Annotated in this window: 26 protein-coding genes; all 26 read left to right on the top strand. The window is 42.9% G+C overall.

Features of this window, described 5'->3' with window-relative positions; all coding sequences use genetic code 11:
- Window positions 1-192 precede the first annotated feature (192 nt).
- Window positions 193-612 carry an HYC_CC_PP family protein gene (locus tag J0654_RS03400; protein WP_207026300.1) on the top strand — a complete coding sequence of 140 codons (420 nt, stop codon included), beginning with the start codon at window positions 193-195 and terminating at the stop codon, window positions 610-612.
- A gap of 167 nt (window positions 613-779) precedes the next feature.
- Complete coding sequence (locus J0654_RS03395) at window positions 780-1,361, top strand: helix-turn-helix domain-containing protein (protein ID WP_207026299.1); 582 nt, start codon at window positions 780-782, stop codon at window positions 1,359-1,361.
- 76 nt (window positions 1,362-1,437) lie between these two features.
- Complete coding sequence (locus J0654_RS03390) at window positions 1,438-1,845, top strand: c-type cytochrome (protein WP_207026298.1); 408 nt, start codon at window positions 1,438-1,440, stop codon at window positions 1,843-1,845.
- Window positions 1,842-3,002, top strand: coding sequence for a hypothetical protein (locus tag J0654_RS03385; RefSeq protein ID WP_207026297.1), 1,161 nt, complete (start codon window positions 1,842-1,844; stop codon window positions 3,000-3,002). The genes J0654_RS03390 and J0654_RS03385 overlap by 4 nt, the downstream gene beginning before the upstream one ends.
- A gap of 21 nt (window positions 3,003-3,023) precedes the next feature.
- On the top strand, window positions 3,024-3,338 hold the full coding sequence (locus J0654_RS03380; RefSeq protein WP_207026296.1) for a hypothetical protein: 315 nt from the start codon (window positions 3,024-3,026) through the stop codon (window positions 3,336-3,338).
- A 106-nt stretch (window positions 3,339-3,444) separates the two neighbouring features.
- Complete coding sequence (locus J0654_RS03375) at window positions 3,445-3,927, top strand: hypothetical protein (protein ID WP_207026295.1); 483 nt, start codon at window positions 3,445-3,447, stop codon at window positions 3,925-3,927.
- A 30-nt stretch (window positions 3,928-3,957) separates the two neighbouring features.
- A complete protein-coding gene (locus J0654_RS03370; protein WP_106143164.1) occupies window positions 3,958-4,221 on the top strand; it encodes a hypothetical protein in 264 nt (87 codons plus the stop codon).
- The gene (locus J0654_RS03365) at window positions 4,154-4,453 is read left to right on the top strand and encodes a heavy-metal-associated domain-containing protein (RefSeq protein WP_237685877.1); all 300 of its coding nucleotides are present in this window, start codon (window positions 4,154-4,156) and stop codon (window positions 4,451-4,453) included. Before J0654_RS03370 ends, J0654_RS03365 begins: the two co-directional genes overlap by 68 nt.
- Before the next feature lie 27 nt (window positions 4,454-4,480).
- Window positions 4,481-4,690 (top strand): SHOCT domain-containing protein, encoded by a 210-nt coding sequence (locus tag J0654_RS03360; protein ID WP_106143166.1) that lies wholly within the window; start codon window positions 4,481-4,483, stop codon window positions 4,688-4,690.
- 48 nt (window positions 4,691-4,738) lie between these two features.
- A complete protein-coding gene (locus J0654_RS03355) occupies window positions 4,739-4,954 on the top strand; it encodes an SHOCT domain-containing protein (protein ID WP_106143167.1) in 216 nt (71 codons plus the stop codon).
- 66 nt (window positions 4,955-5,020) lie between these two features.
- Entirely contained in the window at window positions 5,021-5,467 is a 447-nt protein-coding gene (locus J0654_RS03350) for a hypothetical protein (protein ID WP_106143168.1), read from the top strand.
- 74 nt (window positions 5,468-5,541) lie between these two features.
- Complete coding sequence (locus J0654_RS03345) at window positions 5,542-5,817, top strand: DUF5676 family membrane protein (RefSeq protein ID WP_036378938.1); 276 nt, start codon at window positions 5,542-5,544, stop codon at window positions 5,815-5,817.
- A gap of 146 nt (window positions 5,818-5,963) precedes the next feature.
- Entirely contained in the window at window positions 5,964-6,758 is a 795-nt protein-coding gene (locus J0654_RS03340; RefSeq protein ID WP_106143169.1) for an AlbA family DNA-binding domain-containing protein, read from the top strand.
- Between the two features lie 4 nt (window positions 6,759-6,762).
- The gene (locus tag J0654_RS03335; RefSeq protein ID WP_106143170.1) at window positions 6,763-7,467 is read left to right on the top strand and encodes a lycopene cyclase domain-containing protein; all 705 of its coding nucleotides are present in this window, start codon (window positions 6,763-6,765) and stop codon (window positions 7,465-7,467) included.
- A gap of 53 nt (window positions 7,468-7,520) precedes the next feature.
- Window positions 7,521-7,982 (top strand): universal stress protein, encoded by a 462-nt coding sequence (locus J0654_RS03330; protein ID WP_106143171.1) that lies wholly within the window; start codon window positions 7,521-7,523, stop codon window positions 7,980-7,982.
- Between the two features lie 71 nt (window positions 7,983-8,053).
- Window positions 8,054-9,469 carry an NAD(P)/FAD-dependent oxidoreductase gene (locus tag J0654_RS03325; RefSeq protein WP_106144846.1) on the top strand — a complete coding sequence of 472 codons (1,416 nt, stop codon included), beginning with the start codon at window positions 8,054-8,056 and terminating at the stop codon, window positions 9,467-9,469.
- Window positions 9,462-10,802, top strand: coding sequence for a Na+/H+ antiporter NhaA (nhaA, locus tag J0654_RS03320; protein WP_106143172.1), 1,341 nt, complete (start codon window positions 9,462-9,464; stop codon window positions 10,800-10,802). The genes J0654_RS03325 and nhaA overlap by 8 nt, the downstream gene beginning before the upstream one ends.
- The gene (locus J0654_RS03315; RefSeq protein ID WP_106143173.1) at window positions 10,799-11,812 is read left to right on the top strand and encodes a type II glyceraldehyde-3-phosphate dehydrogenase; all 1,014 of its coding nucleotides are present in this window, start codon (window positions 10,799-10,801) and stop codon (window positions 11,810-11,812) included. The genes nhaA and J0654_RS03315 overlap by 4 nt, the downstream gene beginning before the upstream one ends.
- 9 nt (window positions 11,813-11,821) lie before the next feature.
- Entirely contained in the window at window positions 11,822-12,883 is a 1,062-nt protein-coding gene (locus J0654_RS03310) for a class I fructose-bisphosphate aldolase (RefSeq protein WP_106143174.1), read from the top strand.
- Between the two features lie 16 nt (window positions 12,884-12,899).
- On the top strand, window positions 12,900-14,249 hold the full coding sequence (locus tag J0654_RS03305; RefSeq protein WP_207026294.1) for a dicarboxylate/amino acid:cation symporter: 1,350 nt from the start codon (window positions 12,900-12,902) through the stop codon (window positions 14,247-14,249).
- Window positions 14,246-15,217, top strand: a complete 972-nt coding sequence (locus J0654_RS03300) for an ATP-dependent 6-phosphofructokinase (protein WP_067035894.1) — start codon at window positions 14,246-14,248, stop codon at window positions 15,215-15,217. Before J0654_RS03305 ends, J0654_RS03300 begins: the two co-directional genes overlap by 4 nt.
- 13 nt (window positions 15,218-15,230) lie before the next feature.
- Window positions 15,231-16,226 carry a 2-hydroxyacid dehydrogenase gene (locus tag J0654_RS03295; protein WP_067035891.1) on the top strand — a complete coding sequence of 332 codons (996 nt, stop codon included), beginning with the start codon at window positions 15,231-15,233 and terminating at the stop codon, window positions 16,224-16,226.
- A 58-nt stretch (window positions 16,227-16,284) separates the two neighbouring features.
- Window positions 16,285-17,115, top strand: coding sequence for a universal stress protein (locus J0654_RS03290; protein ID WP_067035888.1), 831 nt, complete (start codon window positions 16,285-16,287; stop codon window positions 17,113-17,115).
- A 3-nt stretch (window positions 17,116-17,118) separates the two neighbouring features.
- The gene (locus J0654_RS03285) at window positions 17,119-17,961 is read left to right on the top strand and encodes an ATP cone domain-containing protein (protein ID WP_067035885.1); all 843 of its coding nucleotides are present in this window, start codon (window positions 17,119-17,121) and stop codon (window positions 17,959-17,961) included.
- 36 nt (window positions 17,962-17,997) lie between these two features.
- Window positions 17,998-18,252, top strand: coding sequence for a hypothetical protein (locus J0654_RS03280; protein ID WP_067035882.1), 255 nt, complete (start codon window positions 17,998-18,000; stop codon window positions 18,250-18,252).
- A 13-nt stretch (window positions 18,253-18,265) separates the two neighbouring features.
- On the top strand, window positions 18,266-19,657 hold the full coding sequence (locus J0654_RS03275; protein WP_067035879.1) for an MBL fold metallo-hydrolase RNA specificity domain-containing protein: 1,392 nt from the start codon (window positions 18,266-18,268) through the stop codon (window positions 19,655-19,657).
- Window positions 19,658-19,665 lie beyond the last annotated feature (8 nt).

Raw genomic sequence — 19,665 nt, 5'->3', positions numbered from 1 at the left:
CACAGTATTTCATTTTCTGTTGATACTTAACAACATGATTAATATCATATTTTTGTTTATACTTATCAGTTATTTTTAGATTGATTTTTTATCGATATTATATATATGTATTTGAATATCAAATATTTATATTTTAATGCTGATTCTTGATGATATTATATAGTTAAACAAATTTTTTATTAACTTTAAAATGTGAAGCAAATTTTCTCGAAAATATTATCCATATTTCTCACCTGTACCGTGCTTTTTACCACCACTTCCTTTACGGCCAACATGCATTTTTGCTGTAGTAAATTGGTTAGCCTATCTGTGACGGGTGAAGCAAAGCCTTGTGATGAAAAGCTTCAAAATCCGGAAAATACCTCCAATAAATGCACTTTAGGGCAAAAAGATTGTTGCAGTACTGATGCCTTCATCAACATTGGCAAGGATGATTTAAATAAGGTTTCCTTTGAGCTTGATGCCCAAACCTTAGTCTTCTTAAAGGCATTTATCTACACCTATATCAACCTTTTCGAAGGACTTGAGGAAAACGTGGTTCCTTTTAAAAATTATGATCCCCCGTGGATTCAAAAGGATTTACATGTTCTTCACGAGACATTTTTGATTTGATTTTTATTTAGGCGGATTGTTTATGCAAGGATCCGCTCTTCGCATTGGCCATAACTCATAAATGGCCCCTTCTTGTCGTATTGCATTCCCACGGCAGAACATTCAGATTGATTGCAAAACAGGGTTTTACCTGTTGAGATTTTAATGTAAACCATAATATAAGCATCATGGATTCCATAAGGGAATACTGGATCAAGAATATGGTTTGTAGGCGTTGCCTAAAGGTCATAAAGCAAGAATTGCACGATTTGGACATTACCGTACTATCCCTAGAATTAGGGAAACTTACGGTAAAGGCTCCAGAAATAGCAATTGACCAAGTAGACCAAAAAGTGATGGCCGTCCTGCATTCCAACGGTTTTGAAATAGCCAAAAGTGAAGAGGAAATGATAGTCGAGAAAATCAAGATTGCCTTGATATCGTTGGTTACCAACGTCCCTATCAACATTAAGGAGAAAACCTCAGACTATTTGGCCAATTTATTACATCGAGAGTACAAGGTACTGAGCAAGATGTTTTCTAAGAAAGAAAATATCACTATCGAAAAGTATTTCATCAAGCTCAAGATCGAAAAAGTAAAAGAGCTCATCCAGTTACGGCAGCTTACTTTTTCTGATATCGCCTATATGCTCGATTATAGTAGCATCAACCATTTATCCAGACAGTTCAAGGAAATCATGGGCATAAGCATGACCGATTACAAGAATAGCGAAGAGTGGCAACGTGACTTTCTTGACGAAATTATATAGAAATCAAAGAATATTATGAAGATATATCTGAGAGGTAAAAAATAGTTTTAACCCAACAGCTTAACTAATTAAGAATATGAAAATAAAAAAAACATTAACGGCACCGATTGTACTTACGGTGCTATTGATACTCTTGGCAGTACCTAGCGCACATGCACAAGACGAGTGGAAGGCACCAGAGAGTGCCGATAAGATAGTCAACCCAGTAAAAGGGGATGCCAGTGCAACAGCATCTGGCAAGAGAACATATAGAATGCTTTGTGTGATCTGTCACGGTGCCAAAGGCAAGGGAGATGGCATGGGCGGTGCCGGATTGACACCGAAACCCACTGATTTGACCAATGCAGATGTGCAAGCGCAGACGGATGGAGCACTTTTCTGGAAACTGACCAAAGGCCGCCCCCCCATGGCTGCTTATGAAACGGCTCTTCCAGAAAAGAAAAGATGGGAATTGATTAACTATATCAGAACCTTAAAACAATGAAAAAGCTATTCACTATTATAACAATTTTTGTGTTGGGCGGCACCCTTTATGGGCAGACCTACAACACCTTTGAACCAAGTAAGACCCAGTTTATGTTGCGTGGTTACGGCCATACAGGATTTGAATATATGGATTCGGGCGATGAAACGGAATCTACATTTTTAGGTTCGGCCTTTGCCCCGATTTTTCTCTACAAACATTCAGACAGGCTAATGTTCGAGGCTGAACTGGAGTTTGCATTGGAAGGCGATGAACTGGAAACTGGTTTGGAATACGCCGATGTCATGTACGTGCTCAACAAGAACATGACCGTTCGGGCGGGAAAGTTTCTTCTACCTTTCGGAACCTTTATGGAAAGGTTGCATCCAGCATGGATCAACCGTTTGCCCAATGCTCCATTGGGGTATGGGCATGACGGTATCGCACCTTCTTCAGGTATCGGCGTAGAACTTCGCGGGGCATTTGATTTGGGTGGCCCCAAACTGAACTATTCGGTTTACTCTACCAACGGCCCACGAATCAAAGATGGTTCTGAAGAACCGGAAGAAGCAGGCATTTTGGAATTCGAGAACTATGAGGATACCAATTTGGCCAAAGCCTTTGGTGGTAGGATTGGACTTTTACCCTTTTCAGATTCATCGACAGAAATTGGTTTTTCCGCCTACTCGACAAGCGGCACTGGAGAACAAGATTCTGATTTCGAAGACATCGGGGCATTCCTGTACGCCTTGGATTTTTCATTGGTGAAACAGATACCGGGCTTGGGTGGTATCGTTGATGCAAAAGCCCAATACAATAGTTCAAATGTGGATACGGCCACATTCATTGAGATGCACGAAGATGGTGATGAGGAAGAATACTCTTTTGACAATCAAAGTAACTCGTTTTATGGCCAAGTGAGCTATCGGCCCACCATGTCAGGAAGCAATTTTGTAAAAAATCTGGAGTTTGTCGCAAGGTATTCAGATTTCAATGCACCTGAAGGTGCCGAATGGGAAGAAAAATCAAAACAATATGCATTTGGCCTTAACTATTGGTTGAGTTGGCGTTCTGTCGTCAAACTGAGCTATCAAACAACTGAAACCGAAGGAGGCCACGACGGAGATGGTATCACCAATACAGATGGTTTGTTTCTGCATTGGGCCATAGGGTTTTAATTAAATCAAAAAATCAGAGAAATGAAAACAGTATATAAATTATCAATCGCTTTGGGCCTTATGGCTGTATTTGGGTTGACGGTTGTTGCCTGTTCATCGACCAAAGGCAACTATACCGATGTGCCAAATGATGAGGTGGCAGAAACAGAGTTTAAGCTCGAAAAGTCAGGTGCACAACTTTGGGGGGAGACTTGTAACCGGTGTCACATCGCCCCGTCACCTTCTGATTACAATGACACTGATTGGGAAACAATAAGCTTACATATGCGGATTAGGGCCAACCTGACCGAACATGAAAGTAAAAAGATAGAAGAGTTTCTCAAGTCAGCCAATTAATAGGAAAAAATGCTCCCATAGCTGCTGGGCAATTTAGTTATGGGAGCAAAATTTACAGGATAGTATTTAATAACACTTTGGTATTCATAATTAAAAAATGGTAATAATGAAAATAGTATCACTGATTCTCTCAATGGCTGCACTCACAGTTCTGGCCAGCTGTAACCAAAATATAGATGCCAATGCACTACTTGAAAATGCTGAAACGCGAACCGAAATCATCAATGCAATTGCCGCCAACCATAGTTATATGATCGAATTTATGGATGCCATGCAGACCAACGACCATGCTATGCAGATGATGCAGGGCGACCAGAAAATGATGAGCCATATGATGAAGGGCGAGGGAATGCAAATGATGATGAAGGACAGTACAACGATGACAAATATGATGCAGAACATGATGAAAAATGGGAAAATGATGGGCAAGATGATGCAAATGATGCATGAAAAAGGCATGATGGGCGAAGATTGCATGGAGTCTTGCATGGACTTGATGAAGGAAAAGGGAATGGATATGGAAGGAATGGGAATGATGGATGATGGTACCATGAAATCAAAAGTGGGTGACCATTCCGAGCACCATTAAAACATAAAAAGTAACGAAAAAATAAAAATCATGAAAGGACATTGGATTTGGATGGTCATCGGTTGTGGCCTTCCATTATTGTTGATTTTTTTCGCACCCGCATTGGGCATCACGGGATACAACGGGCTTTTCGCCTTTATCATCGTAATGTTTTTGATACACCTTTTTATACCACACGGTGGTCACGGGCATGGTAGTCACGGTAAGCCAGATAAGAGCAAAAACCATGATAACAGTAAAGAACAAGTTTCCACCGAGACCCAAGAAGAACATCGAGGACATCGGCACCATTAAAAATTATGCTATAGCGATGAAGCATAGGTATCAAATTAACGGAATCAGCTGCGGTGGCTGTGTCACAAGGGTAAAGAAGACCTTGGAAGAACACCCGAATATAGAAAATGTAGAAATTTTTTTACAGCCCGTGGGCGCAACCATTGTAAAAATGAACAAGAAGCTTACGGTCGAAGAACTGCAAGGGCAACTCAACGAACTTGACGGCTATACCATTGCAGAGATTAATTAAAATCATAGAAACCTTAAAATTAAAAATATGTTTTACAAAGATGGATTTTTTTGGGGCATGCACCTTATCTGGTGGGCAATTTGGATCGTGGCCTTAGGCTGGATCTTCTTTGCCCCGTCCAGTTCCTCTTCCGAAGAAATTGAGGGAGACGACCCACTAATGCTGCTCAAAATTCGTTTCGCCAAGGGCGAGATTACCAAGGAGGAATATGAGCGATCAAAGATACTTTTAGAATAGGACAGCTAGTCCAGGAACAAACAACTATTAACCTTTAAACCTAAAACTATGCATTTTTTCGATGGACACTGGGGCGGTATGCACTTCGTATGGTGGATCATATGGTTGATCCTCTTGATATGGATATTCTTTGTGCCATACGACATCCCTTACCGAAAATCAAAGAAGGAAGACCCATTCGCAATTCTCAAAAAAAGATTTGCCAATGGGGAAATCACAAAAGAGGAATTTGAGGAAACAAAAAGGATTCTAAAATCCGAATAGTGTCATTTCAGCTTTGATTTGACACTAGGAAGTGGCTGCAATTAGTAATACTTAAAATGAATCAAAATGAAAACAAAAATCAAAAAAACAGTAGGAATTGTATTGGCCGTTTTCACATTATCGGCCTGTGCACAAAAACAAGAAAGTGCTGTAAAGGATATGCTCAAGGACCCGTCACAACAAGAGGAGGTTTTGACCTTGATGGTCGAAGACCACGATCTGGGCAAAAAATACATTGCCAACATGATGGATAACGACCATGCTATGGGAATGATGGTGGACGAACTCGTAAAAGCAGCGGCAAAGGATACCATACTAGCGAACAAATTGAGCGATATGATTACTAGATATCCTGACCTTATGCTACTGACCACCCACCATTTTATGCCGGTCATTGCTTCGGACAGCCTTTTGACCGATTCTTTTTGTGATCACACGCTAGAACACGAGGATCTCGCCAAGGCCATGCACAATAAAATGGAATACAAAAAGAGCCTTGAGCGCAACCATTGACTCCAACTTTGGTTTTTGCACATGAACAAACTCATAAATGAATAATAACAACAATAAACATTAAAACAAGAATCATGAATCGTATCAATGTAAAAAAATTCGGTTTTGCCATGGGGCTGACCGCTGCAATCCTCTACGCCGGCTGCATGATTGTTTTGGCGACAGCAGGACAAGAAGGAAGCATAACCTTTTTCAACAGCCTGCTGCACGGCTTGGACACTACCAGTATAATACGGGTAGACGTGCCAATTTGGGAGGCACTTATTGGCATTGTCCAGACTTTTATCATTGCTTGGCTCACAGGTGCCCTGATTGCCGCATTTTACAACACACAGATTAAGAGTAGATAATCTGAACAATAGATCGGAGAGACTTTTTAGGAACCGGTGTCGCATCGACCACAGGCAATTTGTTGGCGGAAAGTGCCAAAGAACTGAGCAATTGACAATAGAATCCCGGAATTGAACCTGGAGTACAACCATATAAAGTAGAATAAGTGAATAGTACTGCAAGAAATATCAAAACAATTTTCACCCAAACGGTAATATGGGGGGGCATTTTCTATTTCCTTGTCCATCCTTTTACCATGGTGCTTTATTGGTTTGAATTTAGCAATACACCATTTTCATTTTCCCTGTTTTGGGACGTCTTAAAGTCGCAGTTTTTAGAATCTTTCACTTTTGATATGAGAGGGATGAGCGTCTCGCTTACAATCCTTGGCATTTTCCTAGGGATAGTTTCCGGTCTATTTTTCATAACCCTCAGGCGAAAGAACAAGCTTATAGGCACACAACAGCAGTTGTTACTGCGCGATTTAGAAGAATTGATAGAGGCGGGTGAGAATGAACGGGTAGAATTTAAGTCTTCCATCCGCTATGATTATTTTAGGAAAACCACCAACCGCGAACTGGAACTGGTCATAGCCAAGACCATTACCGGTTTTATGAATGCAAAAGGGGGTAAATTAATTATTGGTGTTGATGACGACGGAAGCGTTTTGGGCCTGGAAAAGGATTTTAAAACACTTAAGCATAAAAACAGGGATGGCTACGAGCGGGAGGTATACCGGATTATATCCACTCAGTTGGGGCATGAAGCCTGTTTCAGCAATCACATATCATTCTATAGTTTAAATGAAAAGGAGGTGTGCGTAATAGATATCGAACCTTCCAAAAAACCCATATATGTCAACTATACCGGGGCCACTACTTTTTACGTCAGGACAGGAAATGCTACATACCCATTGACGGTCAAGGAAGCGGTCGATTATTTAGAAGCCCGAAAACCATAAAATTATGCAATATGTCTGGTTTATATGGTCCCTTATTATTCTAGCCCTCTGGGGCGTGGTCTATCTAATGAAGAAAGATTCTCGAAGAGAAATGCTGAAGATGAGTTGGATAACCATGCCCTTTGGGCTTACCGAACCCCTTTTTGTTCCCGAATATTGGCATCCGCCATCGCTTTTCGATTTGGCGATAAAGACAGGGTTCGATATTGAAAGCCTAATCTTTTCTTTTGCCATCGGTGGTATAGGTACGGTACTGTACAATCTTATTTTTAAGCGAAGGTATGTTGAAATACCGCATACCGAGCGCAAACATGCAAGGCACCGGTTGCACCTATATATCCTTTTCGTCCCGGCGGTCGTGTTTTTGGTATTGGCCCTGTTCACACCGTTGAATCATATCTACTGTGGCATTGCGGCCATGTTTTTGGGTGGAATGGCCACGCTGTACTGTCGTCCGGACCTAAAGACCAAAATCTGGATAAGTGGATTTCTGTTCACGGCATTGTACTTTGTTTATTTCGGAAGTATTCTCCCATTCTATCCCGATTATGTAGAACTTTTCTGGAATCTGGAAAACCTTAGTGATATTCTAGTGACCGGCATTCCAATAGAAGAGCTTTTGTTCGCTTTTACTTTCGGGATGTACTGGTCAGGCTTATACGAACACTTGTATTGGAGAAAATTAATGAGACCTATTACCATGAGTTAGATGGTAAAGCAAGTAGTATGAAATAAGATTTATGAACAATTAGATATAAGAAGATGAAAATAGTATTGGCAATAGATGGCTCCAAATTCAGTAGAGCCGCCATTAATGAACTTGCAGCAATGCGCTTGCTGGGGGGCACTGAAGTATGTATACTAAGTGTTTTTGAAAATCCTTTGCTGACCGCTCCTGGAGCAGCTACCCTTGGTAGTCCACTTGGTAATTATTATGAAGAAGCGGTGTCCAATGCACGAAAGTCAGCGGAAACTATTGTGAAAAATGCAGCCAAATCAGTTAAGGATAAGAACCCTGAAATCTCAATAACCACCGAAGTTATCCATGGCCTTCCGAAAAGCGCCATTCTCGAAAAGTCAGAAAACTTTGGCGCAGACCTTATTGTTGTTGGATCCCAGGGCCATGGTGCATTTTCCCGCTTTTTGCTTGGTTCGGTCTCCCAATCCATTGCCATGCACGCCAGTTGTTCGGTTCTGATTGTTAGAAAAAAAAGTGAAAAATAAGTTAGTGTATAATTGCTATCAAAAGCTATACAAATACGCTTATGGCAAAAAACCTTAAAACCCAAATGGGCATGAAGAGTAATTGCATACCGGAAAACAGTACAGAGGCCAGTTGCATAGTAACAGATTCGGTTTGTCTGCCCAACACCGTACTGCCGCGTATCGTGGTGGTGGGTGGTGGCTTTGCAGGGCTGGCCCTGGTAGAAGGCCTTAAAAACAAGGAGGTACAGGTCGTGCTGATAGACCGTAACAACTTCCACCAGTTTCAGCCCTTGTTCTATCAAGTGGCCACCAGCGGACTTGAACCGGACAGTATCGTATTTCCCTTCAGAAAACAGTTCAAGGGTTATGGTAATGTGAGCTTCAGACTGGCCGAAGTGACGCAAATCGAACCCGCTTCCAACACGGTTGTCACGGATAAAGGCAAGCTCACCTACGATTATCTGGTCTTGGCCATCGGAACAAAGACCAATTTCTTCGGTATGGAAGAAGTGGAAAGAAATAGTTTGGGCATGAAGGATATCCGGGATTCCCTCAATATCCGCCACATGATGTTGCAAAACTTGGAGCAGGCCGCGATTACTTGCGATGAGGATGAGCGCGATGCGCTGACCAATTTTGTGATTGTGGGCGGAGGCCCTGCCGGGGTCGAAATGGCAGGTGCCTTGGCGGAATTCTGTAAGTACATCCTGCCAAAAGACTATCCAGAGTATCCGAATACTATAATGAACATTTTCCTCATTGAAGCGCTGGATGAACTCTTGGCTTCGATGTCCGACAAGGCTTCGATAAAAACGCTTCAGTATCTAAAAAATCTCAATGTGCAAGTGTTATTGAACGAGGCCGTCAGCGGATACGACGGCAATGTGGTATCAACCAAAAGCGGAAGGAAAATTAGTGCCAAAAACCTGATTTGGACGGCAGGCGTAACAGGCCAGATTCCAGAGGGCATCAATCAAAAACATATAATTAAAGGGAACCGTTTAAAAACGGATACCCATCTAAAAGTCGAGGGTATGGATAATGTTTTCGCCATAGGGGACATTGCCGGGGTAATCACAGACGAGACCCCGAAAGGGCATCCACAGGTAGCCCAAACCGCCATACAACAGGGCCGTCATTTGGCAAAAGTGTTATTGAACACCGTTCAATCAAAGCCTTCCAAACCCTTTAGGTACAAGGATAAAGGTTCATTGGCCACTGTCGGTAAAAGAAAAGCGGTCGCTGATTTAGGGAAGCTCCACTTCGGGGGGTATGCTGCCTGGCTTTTGTGGTCCGTTGTTCACTTGCTTTCCATCAGTGGGTTTCGAAACAAATTTTTGGTGGGCTTCAATTGGGCCATCAGTTATTTTACCTATGAAAAAAGCAACCGGGTAATCATAAGAAGTTTCAAACGTGATGCTTATATGAAAGCCTCCTTAAAATATAGTTCCAATAATGAATTGGAAAAGGATGTAAATCCCAAAAAATCCAGCATCGATGCCTAGACTCGACTCAAATAGGGGTATTAAAAAATTCTTCGGCAGCTCGGCCAAAGGACTCAATAACAGTGGCATTGTTCTCTTTATCACTGTTGTTATTGCTATGGTGTGGGCCAACTCGCCATGGAAGGGGTATTATATCGACCTAATGCAAACCGAAATTGCCTTTAGCGTGGGTACACTTCAGCTATCGGAGTCGCTACTGTTATGGATAAACGACGGCTTAATGGCCTTTTTCTTTCTACAAGTCGGTTTGGAGTTGAAACGTGAAATAATCGGTGGTAAACTGTCGTCCCCCAAGGATGCAATACTGCCCATCGGTGCAGCAATAGGTGGTATGGTGTTCCCTGCCCTTATTTATTTTATGTTCAACAACTCGGGCGAAGCTTCCAATGGTTGGGGCATTCCGATGGCCACGGATATTGCATTTTCATTAGGGGTTCTGGCCCTTGTCGGGAAAAGACTGCCTTCTGCATTGAGAGTTTTTCTTATTACGTTGGCCATAGTGGATGATTTGGGCGGTGTCTTGGTCATTGCCCTTTTCTATACCTCCGGTATATCCGAGATGGATCTACTACATGGGTTATTGTTCTTCGGAGCTTTGATCATCGGCAATTATGCGGGAGTGAGAAGCACTTGGTTCTATGCCATTATTGGTATCGGCGGTGTTTGGCTGGCCTTCTTTTTTTCAGGAGTACATCCAACCATTGCCGGGATTCTGACCGCATTTGCCATTCCTGGTAGGGTAAAAATTAAGGAGAATACCTTTTTAGAGCGTTTAGACCGTTTGCATAAGAGATTTCAAGAAACCAAGTCTATAAAGGGAACACTTATCTCAAAAACGCAATTGGAGATATTGGAGGATATAAAGACTGCAAGTTCCGAGGCCGAAACTCCACTTCAAAAATTGGAAAGGACTTTAAACCCAATAGTGGGCTTTGTAATTCTTCCCTTGTTCGCTTTGGCAAATGCCGGAATACATCTTCATGGAGATTTGTTGAAAGTACTATCCAGCCCCGTTAGCTTGGGGATTGGTCTAGGTCTCATTTTTGGCAAGTTTATCGGTATTACTGCTTTTTCAAGACTACTCGTTGCATTTAAACTCGCCAAGCTTCCGGAAAACGTGAATTGGAACATGATTTATGGGACAGCCTTTCTTGGCGGTATCGGTTTTACCATGTCGTTGTTTATAAACGAACTGGCTTTTAGAGACGAGTCCCTAATATTTACGGCCAAGGTAAGCATCCTATTCGCTTCATTGACAGCGGGGGTAATGGGTGCTCTATTATTATACAGAAACAGTAAACAATTAAGAACAGTTAAACATAAAAGAACATGAAAAACATTGCAGTAGTAGGATACGGAGTTATCGGAAAAAGAGTAGCCGATGCCATTAATGTACAAGATGATATGAGCCTTATCGGGGTTTGTGATGTCATCAGCGATTGGCGCATACAAAACGCTGTAAGAAAGGGGTATGATATCTATGCCGCAACTGTAGATGCCGAAAACGAAATGAAGGCCTCAGGTATTACGGTAAAGGGTAACATGCAGCAGTTACTGAAAAAAACCGATCTGGTAGTAGATTGTACCCCCAAGAACATCGCCGCAAAGAATGTGGAAATATACAAAGGGCAAGGGATCAAGTTTATCGTACAGGGAGGGGAAAAACACAAGACCACAGGCCACTCCTTTAGTGCCGAGAACAATTATAGCACTGCGGTAAATCTAGATGCTACCCGGGTGGTTTCCTGTAATACCACATCTATCTTGAGGACATTGACCGCTTTAAAAAGGGCAGATCTGTTGGATTATGGAAGGGGAACATTATTAAGAAGGGCAACCGACCCGTGGGAAAGCCACTTGGGAGGTATTATGAACACCATGGTACCGGAAAAGGACATACCCAGCCATCAAGGTCCCGACGCGCAAAGTGTCGATCCGGATTTGGATGTCATTACTTCTGCGGTCAAAGTTCCCGAAACCCTAAGCCATATGCATTACTGGAACGTTAAGCTACGAAAAAAAGCCTCAAAGGAAGAGGTATTGAACGCCCTCAAAACCTCAAGTAGAATCAAGTTTATTCACTATGATCAGGGTCTGGTCTCCAACAACACGATAAAAGAAATGTTTATGGACATGGGCAGACCATGGGGCGATATGTACGAGGTGGCCCTATGGGAAGACATGCTCAAGGTTGTGGGCGATGAACTTTTTTATGCCTACGTGGTAGACAATCAAGCGATTGTAATCCCTGAGACCATTGACGCCATCAGGGCACTCACAGGCATTGAAACCGATGCACACAGATCCATCGAAAAAACCAATGCAAGTTTAGGAATCGGATAAAATTTCATTATGAAAACGTATGATAACATAGTCGCGCATTTAGGGGACAAAGCATCTTTCTATTTAGATCATGTAAGCCAGAAGGTCACCAAGGATGAACTGCGGTTGCCCGATAAGAATATTGTGGACAACGTATTCGTCAATAGTAATCGAAGCCCACAAGTGCTTCGTAGCCTTGCCCAATTGTACGGGCATGGCAATCTAAGAGATACTGGGTATCTGAGCATCCTTCCCGTAGATCAGGGCATTGAACATAGTGCCTCTTTTTCCTTCTTTAAAAACCCCGATTATTTTGATCCCGAGAACATTGTAAAGCTCGCCATCGAAGCCGGTTGCAACGGTGTGGCCTCCACTTTCGGGGTGTTGGGCCTTTGTTCTCGGAAATATGCGCATAAAGTCCCCTTCATTGTCAAGATAAACCACAATGAGTTATTGTCCTATCCCAACACTTATGACCAGAACCTGTTCGGAAAAGTCATGGAAGCGTGGAACATGGGCGCGGTTGCCATTGGGGCGACCATTTATTTTGGGTCCCAGGAAAGCAATCGACAGATAAGGGAGATTGCGGAAGCCTTTGCCGAGGCCCATAGCCTTGGTATGGCCACAATTTTGTGGTGCTACACCCGTAACGATGCTTTCAAAACAGACAAAGAGGACTATCACACCGCCGCGGATTTAACGGGTCAGGCCAACCACCTAGGGGTAACGATACAGGCCGATATCATCAAACAGAAACTGCCCACGACCAATTTTGGCTTCAAGAACCTGAAATTCGGCAAGTTTGATGATGCCATGTACGAAACACTGACCACGGAGCACCCCATAGATCTATGCCGGTTGCAGGTGGCCAATTGCTACATGGGCAAAATAGGTTTGATAAACTCAGGTGGCGGTTCACAAGGCGAGTCAGATATGTCGGATGCGGTCAGAACTGCGGTCATCAACAAAAGGGCAGGCGGAGCAGGATTGATCTTAGGGAGAAAGGCCTTTCAAAGACCTTTTAAGGACGGTGTGGAATTATTGCATGCCGTGCAGGGCGTTTACCTTGAAGAAAGAATAACAATAGCATAAATCATCTGATAAAAGAATGCTGGATACGGAAATAAAATCATTAAAATCATTAAACCACTACCTACAAAGGTTGGTTGAGAACCGGCTATGGCTCAAAGTTATCATTGCTTTGTTTCTTGGTGTTGGAGTAGGCCTGTTGTTAAGTCCCCAAAACGGTTGGATCACCAAAAGTACCGCCGATGTTCTGGGGAATTGGCTGGCCCTGCCGGGCATGCTCTTTTTGAAATTGGTCCAGATGATCATGATACCACTGATCGTGGCCTCCATCATCACCGGCATAGCGAGTAACGACAAGGAAAATCTGAAAAGATTGGGCGGGGGCGTACTCTTATATTTTATATCGACAACGATTATATCGGTAACCATAGGTACGGTTCTGGCCTTGATCTTTAGACCGGGAAAGTTTCTCCACCAACAGGCGGAAGTCGATCATGCAAATGCTTTGGCCAATACGGACGAAAGTACGGAACTGTCGTTTGGAATAAACGATATACCGAATGCCATTACCGATCTACTGCCTGAAAACCCATTGGCCTCGATGGTCAGTGGTGAAATGTTGAGCATTGTGATTTTTACCATTATAATCGGGGTTGCCGTATTGTCGCTACCTGACGATTTGCTCAAACCTGTCAAGCTGCTCTTGGGTGCCGTACAGGAAATCTGCATGACCGTGGTCAAATGGGCCATGTTGTTGGTACCCATCGCAGTATTTGGTTTAATGGCGCAACTTACATCCAGTGTTGGTCTAAACTCCCTTTCAGGTTTGGGCTTTTATGTGCTCGTGGTACTGATAGGGTTATTCCTTTTGGTAGGTGTTTACCTGTTATTGGTAAGTCTATTGGGCCAGAGCAATCCGTTTAAATTTTTGAGAAAGATCACGGATGTTCAACTATTGGCATTCTCGACCACGAGTTCTGCTGCAGTGATGCCCCTTTCCTTAAAAACAGCGGAAGAAGAGCTCAAAGTGAACGGCTCCATCAGCAATTTCATTATTCCGATAGGGGCTACCGTGAACATGGATGGTACGGCACTTTACCAAACCATAACGACTTTGTTTATCGCTCAGGCTTATGGCCTTGAAATGGGCCTTCTGAATATTATTGTTGTCGTGGTCACCATAGTTGCTGCCTCCATCGGCACCCCTGCCATACCCGGTGGCGGTGTGGTGATTTTGGCTTCCGTTTTGTCAAGTGCCGGAATACCGGCTGAAGGCATTATCATAATTATAGGGGTAGAGCGCTTGCTCGGCATGTTCAGAACTGCGGTCAATGTTACCGGTGACTTAACGGCTTGTATGGTTTTCAATCGGTTTTACGGAAAAATACCCGATCTGATTACCGCTAATCTTAAAACCACTAAATCATGAACACGAATATGAAACATATTGGGGTATTTACCTCGGGAGGGGATTCCCCAGGCATGAATGCAGCTTTATTTGCCATTGCAAAAACTGCCGAAGTGAACAGCATAAAATTAAGTGGTTTTCGTAAAGGTTATGAAGGCCTAATCGATGGGGATTTAGTCGAATTGGATACCCAGGAACTTCAAAAATTAGTGCATCGGGGCGGTACTTTTCTTAAGACCGCACGAAGCGCAAGATTCCTAACTAAAGAGGGAAGACAGCAGGCCCTGGAGAACCTTCGGAAAAATAACATCGATGCACTTATCGCCGTGGGCGGGGATGGTACTTTTAAAGGGCTGCTCGCCTTTTCGGAGATTTGCGAACTACCATTTATCGGTATTCCAGGTACCATAGACAATGACATGGCCGGAACCGACTTCACCTTGGGCTTTGATTCCGCAGTGAATACGGCAATCGAAAACATTGATAAGATCAGGGACACAGCAGAATCACATAACCGAATATTTCTAATTGAGGTAATGGGAAGGGACTGCGGATATATAGCAATGCATTCTGGGTTGGGCGTAGGTGCCGATGCCATTTTAGTGCCGGAAAGTGGACAAGATTTTGTCCGTTTGCTCGAAAAGGCAAGTGTTTATGATAGCGAAGAAGCCTTCATAGCCGTTGTTGCCGAAGGCGATGAACTTGGTGCCGAAATAGCGGCATCAAAGATTAAAGAATTAAATCCGAAGCTAGACCTCCGTATCACAAAACTGGGGCATGTGCAACGCGGTGGAAACCCTTCCGCTGCCGATCGTATGTTGGGGATAAGACTTGGGGCAGCTTCGGTAAAGGCCCTTTTACAAGAAAAAAAGAGCGTTATGGTCGGTATTCTCAACAACGAACTTAGCCTCACGCCTTTTGACCAAGTGGTAAAACAACACCAGGTACAAGACGAGTTGTACGAACTCGTAAAGATTTTTGGTAAATAAAATTAAAACGCAAATGAAAACAACGGTATTCAGCACCCATAAGTTTGAAGAATCCTATTTAACATCCGCCAATGACGGCAAACATGAATTGAGGCTACTAGAGGAACGATTATCCGAGCATACCGTTCCCTTGGCAAAAGGCTCGGAGGCCATCAGTCTATTTACAGGGGATGATGCATCCGCCAACGTACTGGAAAAATTAGGTGCGTTCGGAGTCAAATACATAGCTCTTCGTTCGGCAGGCTACAATCATGTGGATATGGAAAAGGCGGATGAAATGAACATCAAGGTGGCTCGTGTTCCCGCATATTCGCCTTACGCCATCGCAGAACACACGGTCGCACTCATATTGGCTTTGAACAGAAAACTAATTAGGGCCAATAATAGAGTGCGTGAACAAAACTTTTCCTTAAACGGACTCACTGGTTTTGACTTGAACGGCAAAACGGTTGGGGTATTGGGCACCGGAAAGATTGGCGCAGTCTTGGTCAAAATCCTTCATGGGTTTGGCTGTAAAATTCTAGCCTATGATGTCAACAAGGATGAAGACCTAGTAGAAAAATTTGGTGCCCGCTATACCGATTGTAGAACATTATGTGCCGAATCGGATATTATCAGTCTTCACGTGCCTTTGGCTACCGACACGAAACATTTAATAGATGCCGAGCAAATTGGGGTCATGAAAAAAGGTGTTATGCTCATCAATACGAGCAGGGGCGGTCTGGTAGATACCAAAGCGGTCATCGATGGACTAAAAACCGGAAAGGTCGGGTTCTTTGGTATGGATGTCTATGAAGAAGAGGAAGGACTGTTTTTCGAAGACCATTCTGACGAGATTTTACAGGACGATGTAATCGCTCGTTTGATGACCTTCAATAATGTTCTGATAACGAGCCATCAGGCCTTCTTGACCGATACGGCACTGACGAATATTGCCGAAACCACCATACATAATCTGGATTGTTTTGAAAAACAAATCGACTCGGGAAACGAAGTAGCCAGCAAATAAAACGACAAGCTTCCATAGGAAGTACTTAAATCTATATAAACCTAAAAACAATAGCACTATGAAAAATATACTCGTACCCACGGATTTCTCAGAAAACTGCAACAAAGCCGCCGATTTGGGCATTGAAATGGCCAAACTTTATAATGCGGAAATTCATTTTTTCCATTTGTTAAAGACTCCTGTCGATTGGGTCAAATTGGATAAGCAAAAGGAAAAACGGTATCCAGAAACCCTCAAAAAAATTGGAAAAGCGAAAGCCTCGTTACGTGAACTGGAAAAAAAGGCCGAAAAAGAACATCTAAAATGCCAAACCTTTTTACAATTTCATGTAGATCAAGACAACATTCTGAAACATTCGGGTCATTATGACCATGATTTCATCGTTACAGGAAGCAGTGGCACCAAAGGCATAGTTCGTGAACTTCTTGGTAGCAACGTAGAGCGTTTGGTAAGAAAATCCGATGTGCCGGTCGTTGTGGTAAAAGAAGATGATGTAAGGTTTCCTTTCAAGGATATCGTTTTCGTTTCAGATTTTATGGAAGATGTGGGCAGTGCTTTTAGGGCAGTACTCTCCATCGCAGAAAAATGTAATGCGAAAATTCATCTATTACGCATCAACACGGCATCGGACCATAATAGTATCGCCCTTGGCCTAGATCCCATACGAAAGTTTTTGGAGGGTTTTCCAGAACTCAAGAATTTCTCCATGAACGTGTATAACGAAAACCAAGTTGAAACGGGCATCAATACATATTTGAAACACAACAAAGCGGACCTGATCGCCATGTGTACACATGGGAATACAGGATTTTTAAGTTTGTTCTCAAAAAGCATTACAGAAGGGGTCGCCAACCATTCTTCGCTACCAGTGATGACCATTAAAATATAGAGAATGACCCAGCAGGTACAGATAAGAAAATATTCCGGTGAACTTGAGGAATTCGATATCAAAAAGCTCATCAAATCATTGCGCCGTTCAAAGGCTGACGAAACGCTTGTTCAAGAAATTGCCAATGAAATTAGGGACAGGGTATCCCATGGCATGACCACCAAAGAAATATACCGAAGTGCCTTTAGGATGCTAAAGAGCAAGGCCCGTGTGAGCGCTTCGCGGTATAAACTAAAAAAAGCCCTTATGGAACTCGGGCCTTCGGGTTATCCCTTTGAAAAATTTGTTGGGGCCCTATTGAGTCAAGAAGGTTTTGATACAAAAGTCGGGGTAATCGTTCAAGGCAATTGTGTACAGCATGAAGTGGATGTGATAGCTGAAAAAGACAACAAGCATTATATGATTGAATGTAAATACCATAGTGATCAGGGCCGGTTTTGCAATGTGAAAATCCCGCTCTATATCCATTCAAGATTTTTGGATGTGGAAAAACAATGGGAAAAACAGCAAGGCCATAAAACCAAGTTTCATCAAGGGGGTGTTTATACCAATACCCGCTTTACCACCGATGCCATACAATATGGTACCTGTGTTGGGCTGATGCTTACAAGTTGGGATTATCCGAAAGGGAACGGTCTGAAAGAACGCATAGACAGATCCGGCCTACATCCCTTAACCTCTTTAACAACATTGACAAAGGCCGAGAAATCCAAATTATTGGATAAGGGCATTGTGCTCTGCAAGGACATTAGCGAAAACCCATCATTTTTGGGGCAAATAGGTATCGCCAAGCAACGACAAAAAAAAATTCTCGAAGATTCAGAAGAATTATGCACAGCACATTAAACCAATAAACATTGATCAATCCTAAAAAGAAAACAGATGAGAACAGAAACATTACAAAAACAGAACAGTATAGACCTAGAGCCATTTTACCAAGCAATGGAAGATGATCCAAGCTTACTTGAAGAGGCCTTCGAAACATTACTGGAGATGGTAAACTCCGAACCCAAATCCACCAAGAAACTAGCCCTTCTCATCAAAGAGGATTTTCATGATCTCTACAAAGAAATAGCGGAGTTATGCCAACCGGACCAAGATAAAGGGAACACACCTTCCTGCTGTGGGGGACACTAAACGGGTACTATAAATGAAAAACAACAAAATAAACATTCACTTTTTAGGAGCTGCTGGAACCGTTACCGGTTCAAAATATCTCTTGGATACCGGCGAACGCAAAATCTTGATTGATTGTGGTCTTTTTCAAGGGCTAAAAGAACTACGTCTAAAAAACTGGGAGTATCCACCCGTTGAAGTCTCGGAAATTGATGCGGTCTTGCTTACGCATGGGCACATGGACCATACAGGCTATCTGCCCAGATTGGTCAAACAGGGTTTTAAGGGGCCCATTTATGGAACGTACCCCACCCTGGACATTGCCAAAATCATATTGAACGATAGTGCCAAGATTCAAGAACAGGAAGCCGAACGGGCCAATAAGGAAGGTTATTCCAAACACAGCCCCGCCGAACCACTTTATGACTTAAAGGATGTTGAAAAAACCGTTCCCTTTTTTAAGGGAGTACCCCCCGGCCAATGGCTGCCCTTAATGAAAAACATAAAGGCTAGATTTCAGTACAACGGCCATATCCTAGGTGCTACCTACATTGAATTGGATGTTCTCGGAAAACGTTTTGTTTTTTCAGGGGATATCGGCAGAACCAACGATTTATTGCTATATCCACCGCTAAAACCAAAAAAGGCGGATGTTCTTTTTATAGAATCGACCTATGGCGGCAGGTTTCATCCCGAAGAGGCGGAGGCACTTCCCGAAATTGAAAAATTGGTCAACAAAACCATTGAAAGGGGCGGAAGCCTTTTCATACCAAGTTTTTCCGTAGAGCGTGCCCAATTGATGATGCTGATATTTTGGAGGTTGTTAAAACAAAATAAAATTCCCAAAGTACAGATGATTATGGACAGCCCGATGGGGGCCAACGTACTGGAACTGTTCCATCGAACTAGAGACTGGCATAGGTTGGAAGATGCTGAGTGTGACGAAATATGTTCGCACTTTACGGTCGTAAGCAGTTATCGGGAAACAATGGAATTGAGAAGCGATGATACACCTAAAATCGTCATCGCTGGAAGCGGAATGCTCACGGGAGGTAGAATGCTTAATTACTTGGAAACCCAGGCGCAAAAACCAAAAAACACCTTGCTTTTTGTTGGGTATCAAGCAGAAGGTACTCGGGGACGGAAATTGTTGGACGGCGACAGGGAATTGAGAGTGTACGGAAAAACAGTATCCTTTCAAATGGAGGTGGCAGAAATAGAAGGGCTTTCGGCGCATGCCGACCATGCCGAACTATTGGATTGGCTAAGCAAGGTCGAACAGAAACCGGAAAGGATATTTATTGTTCACGGAGAGAAGGAAGGTGCGGAGGCATTGCAAAAAGGCATTAAGGAAACTTATGATTGGGATTCTGAAATTCCCAAATTATATAGCATTGAATCCGTAGAAACTTTTCAAAACAGTTAATGGACTAG

The organism is Flagellimonas profundi (assembly GCF_017313275.1).
Classification (GTDB): domain Bacteria; phylum Bacteroidota; class Bacteroidia; order Flavobacteriales; family Flavobacteriaceae; genus Flagellimonas; species Flagellimonas profundi.
The sequence above is the reverse complement of the archived record's forward strand: the minus strand, read 5'-3'. Positions and strand labels throughout refer to the sequence as shown.

Bases quoted from the DNA above. Each gene is read 5' to 3' on its own strand.
- J0654_RS03395 (WP_207026299.1), top strand. From the start codon at position 780: ATGGATTCCATAAGGGAATACTGGATCAAGAATATGGTTTGTAGGCGT.
- J0654_RS03345 (WP_036378938.1), top strand. From the start codon at position 5,542: ATGAATCGTATCAATGTAAAAAAATTCGGTTTTGCCATGGGGCTGACC.
- J0654_RS03325 (WP_106144846.1), top strand. From the start codon at position 8,054: ATGAAGAGTAATTGCATACCGGAAAACAGTACAGAGGCCAGTTGCATA.
- J0654_RS03280 (WP_067035882.1), top strand. From the start codon at position 17,998: ATGAGAACAGAAACATTACAAAAACAGAACAGTATAGACCTAGAGCCA.
- J0654_RS03305 (WP_207026294.1), top strand. From the start codon at position 12,900: ATGCTGGATACGGAAATAAAATCATTAAAATCATTAAACCACTACCTA.
- J0654_RS03355 (WP_106143167.1), top strand. From the start codon at position 4,739: ATGCATTTTTTCGATGGACACTGGGGCGGTATGCACTTCGTATGGTGG.
- J0654_RS03315 (WP_106143173.1), top strand. From the start codon at position 10,799: ATGAAAAACATTGCAGTAGTAGGATACGGAGTTATCGGAAAAAGAGTA.
- J0654_RS03390 (WP_207026298.1), top strand. From the start codon at position 1,438: ATGAAAATAAAAAAAACATTAACGGCACCGATTGTACTTACGGTGCTA.
- J0654_RS03300 (WP_067035894.1), top strand. From the start codon at position 14,246: ATGAACACGAATATGAAACATATTGGGGTATTTACCTCGGGAGGGGAT.
- J0654_RS03365 (WP_237685877.1), top strand. From the start codon at position 4,154: ATGATAACAGTAAAGAACAAGTTTCCACCGAGACCCAAGAAGAACATC.
- J0654_RS03350 (WP_106143168.1), top strand. From the start codon at position 5,021: ATGAAAACAAAAATCAAAAAAACAGTAGGAATTGTATTGGCCGTTTTC.
- J0654_RS03275 (WP_067035879.1), top strand. From the start codon at position 18,266: ATGAAAAACAACAAAATAAACATTCACTTTTTAGGAGCTGCTGGAACC.
- J0654_RS03285 (WP_067035885.1), top strand. From the start codon at position 17,119: ATGACCCAGCAGGTACAGATAAGAAAATATTCCGGTGAACTTGAGGAA.
- nhaA (WP_106143172.1), top strand. From the start codon at position 9,462: ATGCCTAGACTCGACTCAAATAGGGGTATTAAAAAATTCTTCGGCAGC.
- J0654_RS03335 (WP_106143170.1), top strand. From the start codon at position 6,763: ATGCAATATGTCTGGTTTATATGGTCCCTTATTATTCTAGCCCTCTGG.
- J0654_RS03310 (WP_106143174.1), top strand. From the start codon at position 11,822: ATGAAAACGTATGATAACATAGTCGCGCATTTAGGGGACAAAGCATCT.
- J0654_RS03375 (WP_207026295.1), top strand. From the start codon at position 3,445: ATGAAAATAGTATCACTGATTCTCTCAATGGCTGCACTCACAGTTCTG.
- J0654_RS03380 (WP_207026296.1), top strand. From the start codon at position 3,024: ATGAAAACAGTATATAAATTATCAATCGCTTTGGGCCTTATGGCTGTA.
- J0654_RS03295 (WP_067035891.1), top strand. From the start codon at position 15,231: ATGAAAACAACGGTATTCAGCACCCATAAGTTTGAAGAATCCTATTTA.
- J0654_RS03385 (WP_207026297.1), top strand. From the start codon at position 1,842: ATGAAAAAGCTATTCACTATTATAACAATTTTTGTGTTGGGCGGCACC.
- J0654_RS03370 (WP_106143164.1), top strand. From the start codon at position 3,958: ATGAAAGGACATTGGATTTGGATGGTCATCGGTTGTGGCCTTCCATTA.
- J0654_RS03360 (WP_106143166.1), top strand. From the start codon at position 4,481: ATGTTTTACAAAGATGGATTTTTTTGGGGCATGCACCTTATCTGGTGG.
- J0654_RS03290 (WP_067035888.1), top strand. From the start codon at position 16,285: ATGAAAAATATACTCGTACCCACGGATTTCTCAGAAAACTGCAACAAA.
- J0654_RS03330 (WP_106143171.1), top strand. From the start codon at position 7,521: ATGAAAATAGTATTGGCAATAGATGGCTCCAAATTCAGTAGAGCCGCC.